This window comes from Salinibius halmophilus (genome assembly GCF_003577475.1).
Lineage (GTDB): Bacteria > Pseudomonadota > Gammaproteobacteria > Pseudomonadales > Natronospirillaceae > Salinibius > Salinibius halmophilus.
Genome location: NZ_QPEP01000013.1, coordinates 26,383 through 39,816, shown reverse-complemented (window position 1 = coordinate 39,816; position 13,434 = coordinate 26,383). Strand labels below are relative to the sequence as shown.

At 48.7% G+C, this 13,434-nt stretch carries 15 protein-coding genes; 6 read left to right on the top strand and 9 right to left on the bottom strand.

Annotated elements, in window-relative coordinates; translation table 11 throughout:
• Positions 1-37: 37 nt before the first annotated feature.
• The 3 genes from DUW71_RS14640 to DUW71_RS14630 all read right to left on the bottom strand — a co-directional run bounded on the left by DUW71_RS14640 (position 38) and on the right by DUW71_RS14630 (position 2,252).
• The gene (locus tag DUW71_RS14640) at positions 38-1,105 is read right to left on the bottom strand and encodes an MJ1255/VC2487 family glycosyltransferase (protein WP_119396018.1); all 1,068 of its coding nucleotides are present in this window, start codon (positions 1,103-1,105) and stop codon (positions 38-40) included.
• A gap of 4 nt (positions 1,106-1,109) precedes the next feature.
• Positions 1,110-1,622 carry a phosphatase PAP2 family protein gene (locus tag DUW71_RS14635; protein WP_119396017.1) on the bottom strand — a complete coding sequence of 171 codons (513 nt, stop codon included), beginning with the start codon at positions 1,620-1,622 and terminating at the stop codon, positions 1,110-1,112.
• A gap of 204 nt (positions 1,623-1,826) precedes the next feature.
• Entirely contained in the window at positions 1,827-2,252 is a 426-nt protein-coding gene (locus tag DUW71_RS14630; protein WP_119396016.1) for an HIT domain-containing protein, read from the bottom strand.
• Positions 2,253-2,290: 38 nt separating this feature from the next.
• On the opposite strand from DUW71_RS14630, the gene DUW71_RS14625 reads away from it, so the two are divergent.
• The 3 genes from DUW71_RS14625 (at position 2,291) to DUW71_RS14610 (ending at position 6,027) form a co-directional block, all read left to right on the top strand.
• The gene (locus DUW71_RS14625) at positions 2,291-3,388 is read left to right on the top strand and encodes a GNAT family N-acetyltransferase (protein ID WP_158584144.1); all 1,098 of its coding nucleotides are present in this window, start codon (positions 2,291-2,293) and stop codon (positions 3,386-3,388) included.
• Between the two features lie 271 nt (positions 3,389-3,659).
• Complete coding sequence (locus DUW71_RS14620; protein WP_119396014.1) at positions 3,660-5,393, top strand: proline--tRNA ligase; 1,734 nt, start codon at positions 3,660-3,662, stop codon at positions 5,391-5,393.
• A gap of 226 nt (positions 5,394-5,619) precedes the next feature.
• Positions 5,620-6,027, top strand: a complete 408-nt coding sequence (locus tag DUW71_RS14610) for a CBS domain-containing protein (RefSeq protein WP_119396012.1) — start codon at positions 5,620-5,622, stop codon at positions 6,025-6,027.
• 21 nt (positions 6,028-6,048) lie between these two features.
• On the opposite strand, the gene DUW71_RS14605 is transcribed toward DUW71_RS14610, so the two are convergent.
• The 5 genes from DUW71_RS14605 to DUW71_RS14585 form a co-directional block, all read right to left on the bottom strand.
• Positions 6,049-6,525 (bottom strand): YbjN domain-containing protein, encoded by a 477-nt coding sequence (locus tag DUW71_RS14605; protein WP_119396011.1) that lies wholly within the window; start codon positions 6,523-6,525, stop codon positions 6,049-6,051.
• Between the two features lie 113 nt (positions 6,526-6,638).
• Entirely contained in the window at positions 6,639-7,205 is a 567-nt protein-coding gene (gene dcd, locus DUW71_RS14600) for a dCTP deaminase (protein WP_119396010.1), read from the bottom strand.
• A 144-nt stretch (positions 7,206-7,349) separates the two neighbouring features.
• Positions 7,350-7,703, bottom strand: coding sequence for a HopJ type III effector protein (locus tag DUW71_RS14595; protein WP_119396009.1), 354 nt, complete (start codon positions 7,701-7,703; stop codon positions 7,350-7,352).
• 193 nt (positions 7,704-7,896) lie between these two features.
• Positions 7,897-8,904: an iron-sulfur cluster carrier protein ApbC gene (gene apbC, locus DUW71_RS14590; protein ID WP_119396008.1), complete on the bottom strand. Its 1,008-nt coding sequence runs from the start codon at positions 8,902-8,904 to the stop codon at positions 7,897-7,899.
• 59 nt (positions 8,905-8,963) lie between these two features.
• Positions 8,964-9,644: an HAD family hydrolase gene (locus DUW71_RS14585; RefSeq protein WP_158584143.1), complete on the bottom strand. Its 681-nt coding sequence runs from the start codon at positions 9,642-9,644 to the stop codon at positions 8,964-8,966.
• Between the two features lie 99 nt (positions 9,645-9,743).
• Between DUW71_RS14585 and phnX the strand changes: the two genes are divergently transcribed.
• Positions 9,744-10,553 (top strand): phosphonoacetaldehyde hydrolase, encoded by an 810-nt coding sequence (gene phnX, locus DUW71_RS14580; RefSeq protein ID WP_119396006.1) that lies wholly within the window; start codon positions 9,744-9,746, stop codon positions 10,551-10,553.
• Positions 10,553-11,425 carry an EamA family transporter gene (locus tag DUW71_RS14575; RefSeq protein ID WP_119396005.1) on the top strand — a complete coding sequence of 291 codons (873 nt, stop codon included), beginning with the start codon at positions 10,553-10,555 and terminating at the stop codon, positions 11,423-11,425. Before phnX ends, DUW71_RS14575 begins: the two co-directional genes overlap by 1 nt.
• On the opposite strand, the gene DUW71_RS14570 is transcribed toward DUW71_RS14575, so the two are convergent.
• Positions 11,422-12,132, bottom strand: coding sequence for a UTRA domain-containing protein (locus tag DUW71_RS14570; RefSeq protein WP_119396004.1), 711 nt, complete (start codon positions 12,130-12,132; stop codon positions 11,422-11,424). The genes DUW71_RS14575 and DUW71_RS14570 overlap by 4 nt on opposite strands.
• A gap of 190 nt (positions 12,133-12,322) precedes the next feature.
• Between DUW71_RS14570 and DUW71_RS14565 the strand changes: the two genes are divergently transcribed.
• Positions 12,323-13,333, top strand: a complete 1,011-nt coding sequence (locus DUW71_RS14565; RefSeq protein WP_119396003.1) for a putative 2-aminoethylphosphonate ABC transporter substrate-binding protein — start codon at positions 12,323-12,325, stop codon at positions 13,331-13,333.
• Positions 13,334-13,434: the final 101 nt, after the last annotated feature.

Here is a 13,434-nt window from a genome sequence, read left to right as displayed (position 1 = left end):
CCTAACACCCACCATTGTAGAGCTTAGTTAGAAAAAATCACGCTAATTGCGCATCGAAACCTTTGGCACTTGTTGCCGTCACGGCTGGCAGGTGCGCGTCTGTCCATAGTTTGTTTGCTAAATCAGTTACCGATTCATGCGCACCTGAAGCAATCCAATGGGCAATCGCATTGGCAACATTCGGGTATTTCACTGCCACCGCTTGTTGCGTGGCCAGCCAGCTCGCAATTTTTTTACTATCTAGCGTCTTCATTACCGATCCATAGCCAAGCTGCTCAAGTGCCGCGGCGTTCGAGCATTGCTCCATCTGGCCACGGACAGGCTTGACTAAAATACGTCGCCCCAGCTGCAGTGCCTCACTAGCTAGCTCAAACCCCGCATTGCACAACACTGAACCACATTGATGCAACTGCGTTTGAAAGTTAGTACGACTAAAACCATGCACCGTTACATTGCCATATACACCAGGTGCTAGGTCACCACAGAAGTATTCAAATGTGGCATTTTGTGCCTGCAACATTTGCAGTACCTGTGCACCAGACTCAAATGGCAAGTAGACCAACACTTTGTTGAGGGGTGCTGTATGTGCCACTTCTGGCTCGATAAGGGGTGGCAAAATAGGTTGCTGGAAATGGTGCCAATGCAAACCCACTTCCAAATCACCTGGTGCGAACCATCGCATAATCGCTTTGGCTGCGGCGGTTTCATTCGCTACCGGAATTTGATGACGAAAAGCATACTGATGACCAATTGCAATAGAGCGCACACCGGCTCGCTTTGCCGCCCACGCACTCACAGGCTCAAAGTCAGTAATCACCAAATCATACTGCTCAATATCCAGCGATTTCACTTCTTTGTATAGCAGGCCGATGCGCGCGTTTTGAATGGTCTTCACAGCATTAAGCTTGCCTGCTTCGGTCACAAACGTCATACCTTGACGGACGATATAATTACCAAAAACATCCATATCAAAGAGCTGCTCTGGCGCTCGGCCTGAGAACAGCCATTGCACCTCAACGCCCAGCCGCTTAAGTTCCGGAGCCAGTGAGCGAGCTCGTGTAATGTGGCCATTGCCCGTTGCTTGTACACCAAAAAGTATTTTCATATTGTTACCCTACAACCATCCATGCGGTCGCCACTCCCAAGCTCGCACCAACTAAGATGTCGCCTGGAAAGTGAACCCCTAGAAATACTCGACTCAACCCAACTAATGCAGCCCAAAGGAAAGACACAGCTGCCCAAGCGGGGAACAAAATTGTTAAAAGTGATGCAGTTAAAAACGCAGCAGAGGTATGGCCGGAAGGGAAGCTAAATTTGTCGTGTGGCTGGATAAAACTAGAGAAACCTTTGATTTTCTGCGCAGGGCGGTTGCGCTTAAGGCCGTTTTTCATCACGAAATAAATGATTCGCTCAATGCTGAACGCAAATGCGATTAATAACAGCATGCGAGATGACAAGGCCTTGCCGATCCACAATCCAACAAACAACACGATATACAGCCAACCATCGCCGGTTTTTGATACCACTCGTCCAAAGCGAGTCATTTGCTGACGGTGCTTCCTGTCCATACACCATAAAAACAGTGCCGAATCGACATTTTGTAGTGGCGCTATCCACTTCATTGTAACCCCCTATACCAAGGACCCCGCGAACCGACCTGCCAATCGGCAATGCACACGGCGTTTGATATAGGCTCAACAAATTAAGTGACAACTAGGTGATAGGTTTATGAAATTTGTATGTAAAATAGCCAGCTAGGGCTAACTGGCTATTTTATGGTTGGCATAAAGAGGTTCACACGAAAAGTGACGATACCGGTACAGATTTCAGTCAGCCGGCACAAAACATGATGTGGCAAACACCTGTTGCAGTGCGGCAACTCGTTGCTCAAGCTGCTCTTTTAAATAGCCCTGAACAGGCACCTTACCCCAAATCGGGCTTGGCCAGGCAGGGTCGGTTTGTTTGCGTGCTACATGATGAATATGCAGCTGCGAAACAACATTACCTAATGCTGCAACATTCATTTTGTCAGCCTTAAAGTGCTGCGACATCTTTTTGGAAACAAAAGATGATTCCCAAATAAGCTGTTCTTGGTCTAGTGCATCTAACTGATAAATTTCCTCAACCCCCTCGCGCTGGGGCACCAAAATCACCCAAGGGTAATTGGCATCTTTCATCAACAGAACGCGGCATAACACCAAACGACCAATTTCTCGACAGTCTGATTCTAATCGGTAATCTAGCTCAAACATGGCAAGCGTATCCTAAGCAGTCTATGGGAGGAAAAATCTTGCAACTCGACATCTATGATTCTATACGGCAACTAGCCAACGACTGGCCTAATAGCGATTATCCGTTTATTCGATACGAGTTTCTTGCGGCACTAGAGCGGCACAATTGCACCAGTGATGACACCGGCTGGGCACCTCATCACTTTGCCATTACCACACCACAAGGCAAGTCCGTTGCTCCAGCATATATTAAAACCCATAGCTTTGGCGAATACGTTTTCGATCAGCCATGGGCGCAATATTATCAAGCACATGGCTATCAGTATTATCCAAAACTCCTATTGGCCATTCCGTTCACCCCAGTCAATGGCCCTCGTGCTATCGGCGCGAATCAAACAGAACTGCTGCAAGCGATTGATCAGTATCTAGTAGACCAACGAAACGTACTGTCATCCCACCTGCTGTTTGCCGAGTCTAGCCAGCGAAGTCTAATGCAAACCCATGCGGTTAAACGTCAAGATGTGCAATATCATTGGTTTAATAATGAATATCAACACTTCGATGCCTACCTTGAACAACTAAAATCCCGTAAACGCAAACAGATTAAAGCCAGTAAACGAAAAATTGCCGATGCTGGCGTGACTATAAAACGCTACCGCGGCGAGCAACTAAACGAAGAAAAACTAGCGCTGTTTTATCATTGTTACCACATCACATATCTTAAACGTGGCCGCATGGGCTACTTAAACCGTGGTTTCTTTGCCGAGCTATTTGAGACAATGGCCGACCAACTAATGCTCACGGTTGCTTACCAACACGGCGCCCCCATTGCCTGCGCCCTGTTCTTTCAAGACAGCAACAACCTATATGGCCGCTATTGGGGCGCCACCACATTTGTCCCCGAGTTGCACTTCGAAGTCTGTTACCAGCAAGGCATTGAATACTGCATTGAGCAAGGGTTGCAGCACTTTGACCCTGGCACACAGGGAGAGCACAAATTATTGCGTGGCTTCACCCCAGTGATCACCGAATCACTGCACTGGTTACCCGACGACCCATTACTTCCCGAAGTTAAACGCTGGGTTGACCAAATGAATGCACAAGCTCACCAATGGTACGAAGAAGCCCAGCTTTATTTGCCTTACAAACAGTCATAGGTCTGGTGATAAAAAATGCTAGGCAAAGCGCAATGCCGTTAACTGTTTTACTAAGCTTGGTGTTCACGGTGCTTGCCATGAGACCGTCACCCGCAGGGAGCGGGTGTCGAAGCTACATGGATGTACTTGCGCTGTGTCGATTGGCGAGTTCCGTGGGCGCCAAAACGGACTAGTTAATGGGATTGAAGCAAAGCGAGAACGAGGTTTTGTAAATTGCCATGAAACCAACGTACAATGCGTGGCTCAGAATAATTCAGATGGAATAAACACTATGCGCGCTAGTAAATATCTTGTCGCAACCGTTAAAGAAACCCCTACCGATGCCGTCATCGCTAGCCACCAACTCATGCTACGTGCTGGCATGATTCGTAAGGTCGCTTCGGGTCTTTATAACTGGTTGCCCTTGGGGTTACGTACGCTGCGCAAGGTAGAGAAAATTGTTCGCGAAGAAATGGATCGTGCTGGTGCCTTAGAGGTGCTAATGCCTTGCATTCAACCAGCGGAAGTATGGCAGCAAACTGGTCGTTTCGAAAAAATGGGCGGAGAAATGCTGAAAATGCAAGACCGTCACGGTCGCGATTTTGTATTTGGTCCAACGCACGAAGAAATCATTACCGAACTAGCGAAGAACGAAATTTCTAGCTACAAACAGCTGCCGCTAAACATGTACCAGATTCAAACCAAGTTTCGTGACGAATTTCGTCCACGCTTCGGTGTGGTACGCGCACGCGAGTTCACCATGAAAGACGCCTACTCTTTCCACCTAACACCAGAGTGTTTGCAGAAAGAGTACGACAACATGCACGCAGCCTACTGTCGCATCTTCGACCGCCTTGGCTTGGACTACCGTCCAGTGCAAGCCGATACCGGTGCAATTGGTGGCAGTGCCTCGCATGAGTTCCAAGTACTGGCTGACTCAGGTGAAGACTATATTGCTTTCTCTGACGAAAGCGATTACGCCGCCAACATCGAGATGGCGGAAGCCATATGCACGGATGAGCGCAAGGCAGCAACTGAGGAAAAACGTACCGTTGACACGCCAAACGCTAAAACGATTGCTGAGCTAGTTGACCAGTTTAATGTCGACATCAAACAAACGCTGAAAACCTTGTTTGTTGTGGCAGAAGAAGACAGCGAGCACGACGTCATTGCGTTGGTGCTGCGTGGTGATCACGAGCTTAATGATGTGAAAGCCGAAAAGCTCCCTGGTGTTAAAGCCGAACTTGAAATGGCGACCGATACGCAAGTTCTGGCAGCAACCGGCGCCAACCCAGGGTCATGCGGCCCAATTGGGTTAAACATCCCTGTTTTTGTTGACCGCTGCGCGGCGGTAGCAAGCGACTTTGTCGTAGGTGCCAATGTTGATGGCCAGCACTTCTTTGGCGTGAACTGGGAACGCGACGTCGCCTTGGGCGAAGTGGTTGATATTCGCAATGTAGTGGAAGGTGACCCAAGCCCATGCGGCAAAGGCAAGCTAGTCATTAAGAAAGGCATTGAAGTAGGCCATATCTTCCAGCTCGGTGGTAAATATGCTGAGGCCTTGGGTGCATCGGTACTCAATGAGCAAGGCAAAGACCAAACCATGATTATGGGCTGCTATGGCATTGGCACGAGCCGCATTGTGGCAGCGGCCATTGAGCAAAACCATGATGAAAACGGCATCATCTGGCCGGTACAGATTGCGCCTTTCCATGTTGGCATTGTGCCACTAAATGCGCATAAATCGGAAGAAGTCACCGAGGTGTCTGAGCGTATCTATAACGAGCTCGCTGCCAAAGGCATTGAAGTATTCTTAGATGACCGCGACAAAAAAACTAGCCCAGGCAAAAAGTTTGCCGATATGGAACTCATAGGCCTTCCGCATCGAGTGGTCGTCTCCGACCGTGGCCTAAAAGATGGCAAGGTAGAGTACCAAGCCCGAACTGAAAGCGAAAAACAAGCCTACACTGTAGAAGAGGTGATCGAATTGATTGTCTCAGACGTGCAGAATAAGCTTAAAGGGTAAACCATGATTCGAGCAGGCATGCTGCAAGTAATCTTTGGCATACTAGTGTTGGGCACCCCTGTGGTGCCCTTACTATTTGCTACCGCAGGAATGTCGCTGCTCACACCCTGGGTACCTTACGTGGCGCTACCTTTAATTATTCTTGGACTAATCTATTGTTTAATAGGTGGTTTGCATTGGCTGCGACACCAAAAACACTTTCGAAATAGATGAGGTATGAGTATTGATGAAAGCACTAAAGGATATCACCGTACGCCATTTTATGCGCAATACCACCGTAGCAGCTCACCCACAAACAACATTGAGTGAAGCGGCTAAACTGCTGTTAAAGCATGGTTTAACCGGTTGTGCCGTAGTTGACGATTCAGGAAAAGTGGTTGGGTTCATCTCTGAGCAAGACTTTCTAAAGCAGTTAATTTCGGCGGGCTATCATGGCGAGGGTGAAGCCACGGTAGGTGAGTTGATGCGCACAGATCCACTCACTGTTTCACCGAACGATAATGTGGTAGACCTAGCAGAGCAAATGACTGGGCCTAAGCCAAAAATCTACCCCGTCGTAGAAGGCGGCAAACTGCTTGGTGAAATTGCCCGCCACGATTTGTTACGCGCATTCTTAGATGCACGCGGCAAATAACAGCAGTTCTTAAGTGGCTCCCTAGTGCATACCCCCGGCTGTTGGATTATCCAACATAGATAAGTCTAGCTGCTCGGGGTCTTCAACTGCGACCAGCTCAAACTGCTCAGCAAACTGCAAGGCATAGCTCATCGCATCTTGCGTGGCTTTGACAAAGGTTACAAGCTGATCTGGCGACACACTGTTAACGGTGAATATAGAGTGTGTCATGATCATTTTTGGCAATGCATCATCAACAACATCCAAAAATACTTTCAGGGTAGGCAAGCGCAAATTAAACTCGGCCATTTTTGCCATTGCATTAAACAGCGCTGAAGGCAGGATTTCCACCTCCGTGACAAACATGACCCACTCATTTTCAACGAATAAGCGCGACTCGATTACCGCCTCATGTGCTTGCAAGTCAGGCATGTGTAGGCCTTCACAATCATCACACAGCTCGAATTCAATTTCAGCTAAGCCAAGCCAGGCCATCACCTGAGCGCGTTCAACAGACATAAATTACCTCAATTACTATGGCGGCGTATTGTGGCAGGGCAAGCCGGAATTGCAATCAATAAAAAAGCCGCGCAACCATGGCTGCACGGCTTAACAGTGTTAATGTTTACGCATTATGCCCGTGGCAAGGTTACACCGCGCTGGCCTTGATATTTACCTCCGCGATCACGGTACGATGTTTCACAGGCCTCATCGCTTTGTAAAAACAGCATTTGCGCCACGCCTTCGTTAGCGTAAATTTTTGCTGGCAAATTAGTCGTATTCGAGAACTCAAGTGTTACGTGGCCTTCCCACTCTGGCTCGAGCGGTGTGACGTTAACAATGATACCGCAACGGGCATAAGTCGACTTGCCTAAGCAGATGGTTAATACATCGCGCGGAATACGGAAGTACTCAACCGTGCGCGCTAGTGCAAAACTGTTAGGGGGAATAATGCAGACATCACTTTTTACATCTACAAAGCTGTTGTCGTCGAAGTTTTTAGGATCCACTACCGCCGAGTGAATATTTGTGAATACCTTAAACTCATTTGAGCAACGCACATCATAGCCATAGCTTGACGTACCATAAGAAACAGCTTTTTCGCCATTTACTTCACGTACCTGACCTGGCTCGAACGGCTCAATCATGCCGTGCTGTTCAGCCATTTTGCGAATCCACTTATCTGCTTTAATTGTCATGCCTACCGCCCTCAAAATTTGGCGCTATTCTACTGGTTTCTTGCGCTATTGTTAATGCAAAAAAGTTAATGCAAAAAAAAACCAAAGGTAATATCAATACCTTTGGTTCTATGACTTTACCGCATTCAGCAGTTAGGTGGGCACTTAAGCTGCCGCTTTGCGCACCAGTGGCTGGCCGCTGAACTTAACACCACCCCAGCCGTGTAACATAAACTGGCGGATATTTTGATGGTCGCTCGAATCAGGATTTTGCAGCACATCTTGGCGATAAAAACGACCAAAACAATGCAAGGTTTGTGCTTGTGTGAAACCCATGTGTTTTGCCATTGCCAAAATCTTACATGAGCCCTCGTTCTGACCCGCTTCGTTTACCACATCACCATTTTCAAAGGCTGTTGGCTGGTAGTCATAATGGCGCTCAATAAACGCCATTACATCTTCAAACTCCACAAGCTCAGGAGATTGATTTAATCGGTCGATGAATACATTCAGGTCCATAAGCCCTCCTCAATCGGTGCGGCAATTTATCACAGTTACAACGCGATAAAATGTGAACAAGAACAAAATGTCTTCAATCAATGTTCAACTAAGTTACCACTGCCAAACTGGGTACGTTCCCAGTGTGCAATGCGGCGCATGTTCGGCATTTCAACCGGCAACCAAAGCATGCGCCATAGGATTCAAATCGCGACTACTCAAAACTAATCGTCGGCGCCTGCTGCACGGTTTGCAGTGCTAGTGACGCCGCAACATTACGTGCTAAACGCTGATACGCCTGCCCCGCTGGTGATGCCGTATCCGCCACAGCTGTTGGTTTACCACCATCCGCTTGTTCACGAATTGTCGCTTCTAGCGGCATACTCGCCAACAAACGAGTATCATAACGGTCAGCGATCGATTGCCCGCCACCTGAACCAAAAATGTGCTCAATATGACCACAGTTCGAGCAAACATGTTGCGCCATGTTTTCAGCGATACCCAGCACTGGCACATTAACCTTATTGAACATCTCGATGCCTTTTTTGGCATCCAGTGTGGCTATTTCCTGTGGCGTCGTAACAATCACTGCGCCAGAAACCGGTACTTTCTGGCTGAGCGTCAGCTGGATATCACCCGTACCCGGTGGCATATCAATAATCAAGTAATCTAGGTCATCCCAGCGTGTTTGCGTTAATAGCTGCTGCAATGCGCCACTGACCATAGGGCCGCGCCATGCCATAGGCGTCTCTTCAGTCACCAAATAGGCCATGCTCATCGACTGAATACCATGCGCCACAATCGGTGACATTTCTTTTTCAGCCACTGGTTCTGGTCGCGTACCATCGGCGACACCGAGCATTTTGCCAATACTTGGGCCATAAATATCGGCATCGAGAATACCAACTCGCGCCCCCTCATTGGCCAGTGCAAGCGCTAGATTTACCGCTGTCGTTGATTTACCCACCCCACCCTTGCCAGAGGCAACAGCGATGATATTTTTAACACTAGCCAGCTGCGGAATTGGGCCGTTTAACTGCGCCACACCCACCTGAAAACTCAACGTTACCGGCTTGCCGTAGTGCTCAGACAACTCAGCGATTAACTCCTCACTGACCGTTTGGCAGGCAATACCCACTACTACTTCTAGCCGGTCACCCAAATCAACCACCTGCTGAATGGGTAACTGGTCCACATACGCACTGGAAAATACTTCACTCATTATTCTGCTGCCTAGTACCTGACAAATTTACTCAAGTATACCGAACTGGCAGTAACAATTCATCCAATCTGAGCGGTCAGCACGCTAACTTGTGGCAAGCTCCAGTTCACCTGGTACCAGCCTTTTTGTGTGGCAGCCGTGCGCAGGCGCTTATCTGGGTTAACACACACAGCATGGCGTACCACTTCAAGTAGTGGCACATCATTGTGCGAATCGGAATAAAAGTAAGCCGCTTGATATGCCCCACCCTGCCGCGCCAGCCAAGCTTGCACTCGTAACCGCTTGCCTTCGGCAAAACAGCCGGTACCAGCTACCTTGTTATCGGACCCGTTTACTAGCTCGGTGGCCAGTATGTGGGTAAACCCTAAGGATTGCCCAATGGCGTCGGCCAACACACGGTTGCTCGCCGTCGCCATCAGTAACTCATGCCCTTGTTGGCGGTGCCACTCAAGTTGCTTGAGCGCCTGCGGGAAGATTTTTGGGCGAATATGATTGGCGACAAAGTCACTTAGATAAGCACTCAGCGCCTCGCTACTTAAGTGATTCCACAAGCCTACCGAGTAGGCAATATACTGCTCGAAATTCAATGTGCCGTTGCCGTAGTCGTCAAAATAGTCGCGCATCACCTGCAAACATTGTGTGGTAATTACTTGTTCTTGCGCCAAATAACACGCCCATTGCAGCTCACAATCGACTGCGATAAGGGTGTGGTCTAGATCAAAAATGGCTAGCTGCTTCATTAATGCCTCTGTGAATTTTTTGTGACTGCTATTGTGCGCTATCCTAGAACACAATACCATCTGGTCTATACCAATTATTCAGATGAAAGTGACAGTCGTATGACAAACATTGAAGCAGTGATTTTCGACTGGGCCGGCACCGTCGTAGATTTTGGCTCGCTGGCACCAACCAGTATTTTTGTGCAAGCATTCAAAGCGCAGTACCACTTCGATTTATCGCTAGATGAAGCTCGCCAACCGATGGGGCTCGGTAAGTGGGACCATATTCGAGCACTCGGAAACCTGCCTAGTGTCGACCAACGCTGGCAACAGCAGTTTGGTCATAGCATGACAGACCAAGAAGTAGATGCCTTATACGAAGCGTTTATGCCACTACAAAAAGCAAAAGTGGCTGATCATGCTGGATTAATTCCCGGTGCCAGTGAAATCATTCAGCACTTAACGCAGCAAGGCATAAAGATCGGCAGTTGCTCAGGCTACCCAAGAGAAGTTATGGACATTCTAATCGCCGCTGCAGCTGAGCTAGGCTATCAGCCAGACCATGTGGTTGCCACCGATGACTATCCACAGGGCGGGCGCCCTCATGCCACTATGGCCTTGGCCAACGCACTGGCACTCGGCGTTACAAGCGTTGGCCGTTGTGTGAAAGTAGACGATGCAGTGCCTGGCATTGCAGAGGGTCTAACCGCCGGCATGTGGACCGTCGCGCTCACCGATACAGGCAACGAAATGGGGCTCACAGAAGAAGCATACCAACAAACGCCAGAAGCAGAGCTTGCCAAGCGTCGCCAAACAATAACTGAAAAGTTTCAAGCGGCTGGTGCTCATTACTGTGTCAAAAGCATCGCCGACCTTCCACCCGTGCTAGCCAAGATCAACAAGCGGATTGATCGTGGTGAGCGCCCATAATGCCGGTTACCGCACTGTCGCTGGTATTGATATCGGCATTAATGCACGCTATCTGGAATCTTCGAGGCAAAGCGCAATTAGCCGATGAGCGCTACTTTTTCTGGGTAGCACTCTGTGCTGGCCTAACCATGCTCCCGGTAATCGTCTGGGTGCAAAGCCAGTTTTTGCCTTCACTCAAGTTTGTGGCGCTGCTGACCATGTCGGGCATTTGCCAAGCGGCCTACATGATTGGTTTAGCTCGGGCTTATCAGTTGGGCGACCTAGGCTGGGTGTACCCCATTGTGCGAGCACTTCCGGTGGTACTGGTCATGCTAATTGCCCAAGTTACCGCCACCCCACTAGGCCCAATGACTATAGGGCTGATACTAATAGTGATTGTTTTAACCTTGCTACTGGGCGCTGAGCAAGGCAGCGCCAACCACGGCCGAGTCAGTCGCAAATTGATGGGTTGGTGTGCACTGGTGATTATGGGTACGGTTGGCTACAGTCTCGTCGACCAACAAGCCATGCTGCTACTCGCACCCTTGCCAGTCCCAGCGATATTACAAGCCATGTATTTTGCCGGTTTACAGTTACTGGCGGCAGCAGTATTTATCCGTTTGGCGATGTGGCGCAAGCCCAGTAGAATCTCGCTGCTGGAGGTTCGCTCACCCTGGTTAACGGGTATGATGATGATGAGCACCTACTGCTTGATTTTGCTGGCAATGCCCATGGTCGACAACGTGAGTCTAATCGTTGCTCTGCGCCAGCTAAGCATCCCCTTATCGGTGGTCGCTGGAATAGCAATTCTTAAAGAGCCTGTCATGTGGCGACGACTAACCTTGTCAGCCGCCATTGCCGCTAGCCTTGGTGGCATTGCACTGACCAGTTAGTCTTCATCATACTTGGCGTGCAAGTGGATTTTTATCGCATCAGCACGCCACAGTTCTTCATCGTACTCGAAGATTTCATTGGTATTAAAGCTGTACGAGCGTTGAATATGCAAAGTGGCAGCACCCTCGGTCGTTTGCAGTATTTCTGCGTCCTCGCCCGTGGCACAAGTCACTGTGATGTCAGACTCATTTTCACCAAACTTTACATTATATTTTTCACGCAAAACTTGGTGGATAGACCCACTAAAATCCTCATTCTCAATGCCGGGAATCAGATCTTCACGGAACAACATTTTCTCTAACACTACCGGGCGGTCATCCAAGTAGCGCAATCGGTTTACGCCTACCAAGGGCTTACCTTCACTGGTGCGCATGGCCAAAGCAAGTGTTTTATCACAGCGAATCCGAAAGATTTTTACCACCTCGGACCTAGGTTCAAACCCCTGCTCTCTAGCAAAGACCATGATACTTTTTTTAGCGTGTAGGGCTGGGTCGTACTTTAATCTTGCCGGGCTTGGGTACCAGCCACGTCGGTTCGAGCGATAGATTTTGCCTTCACTTTCTAGTAGCTTTAACGCTTCACGAATGGTGATTCTGGTGGTGTTAAACTGCTGGCTAAGTTCGCGTTCTGACGGCAACTTGCTGCTATCTTGCTGAATTAACTCGCTTAGAGCGTTTTTTATTTGAATTGCCTTACTTACAGCCAAGGTGGTCTACTCCATGTCGTTCACCTGCAGATTACCAAAAGCCCGTTACAGATAAAATAATTAAGAAATTTGCCTAGATTTCATCAAACCCTATTCAAACTGTCACATAGGTGTCACATCACAAACCAATAATGACTCTCGAATCTGGTATATACCAGAATACAAAAAACGGGAATCCTACGGAGTCATTATGAATAACAAAATCACCGCACTAGTAACCGGCCTTGCTCTTGCTGCAGGCGTTGCGGCAAAAACTGAGCTAACTGTCTACACAGCTGTTGAAGCCGAAGATCTTAAGCGTTACGCCGACACCTTTGAAGCGCAAAACCCAGACATCGAAATCAACTGGGTGCGTGATTCAACCGGCATCATTACAGCCAAACTTCTGGCTGAAAAAGAAAACCCACAAGCAGACGTTATTTGGGGCCTAGCGGGCACTTCTTTGATGGTATTGGGTAATGAAGGCATGCTTGCATCATACAAGCCACAAGGCTACGAGTTGCTAGACCCTAAATTCCGCGACAACAGCCCTGAGCCACAATGGGTAGGCATGGACGCTTGGATGGCGGCAATCTGTGTAAACACAGTTGAAGCAGAAAAGCATAACCTGCCAATGCCAACGTCATGGGCCGACCTAACCAACCCGGTTTACCAAGGCCATGTGATCATGCCAAACCCAGCATCGTCGGGCACTGGCTTTTTAGACGTATCGTCTTGGATGCAAATGATGGGTGAAGATCAAGCATGGGATTACATGGATGATCTGCACAACAACATTTCGCGCTACACCCACTCTGGTTCTAAGCCTTGTAAGCTCGCTGCCTCAGGCGAAACGGCGATTGGCGTTTCATTCGCCTTCCGTGCTGCTAAGTCGAAAGAGCAAGGCGCGCCACTGGAAATTGTATTCCCAACCGAAGGTTTAGGCTGGGATATGGAAGCAGCTGCCATTGTTAAAGGCACTGAAAAACAAGCGGCGGCAGAGCGTTTGATGGACTTCATCATCTCTCGTGAAGCAATGGAAATGTACAACGTTGGCTACGCTATTGTTGCAATGCCTGGTGTTGCTAAGCCAGTGAAGCACTTCCCAGAAAACGCGTCTGAGCTAATCATCGACAATGACTTTGCTTGGGCAGCGGCTAACCGTGACCGCATCCTTTCTGAATGGACGCGTCGATACGACGGTAAGTCAGAAGCAAAATAATTCGTTCATCCTTGAGAAGCACTTGGGCTGGCAGTTGCCAGCCCCTTTTTTCTAGGAAGGTTAGGAAACCTGATAAGCGGTTTCCTAACCTTCTTTGCAGT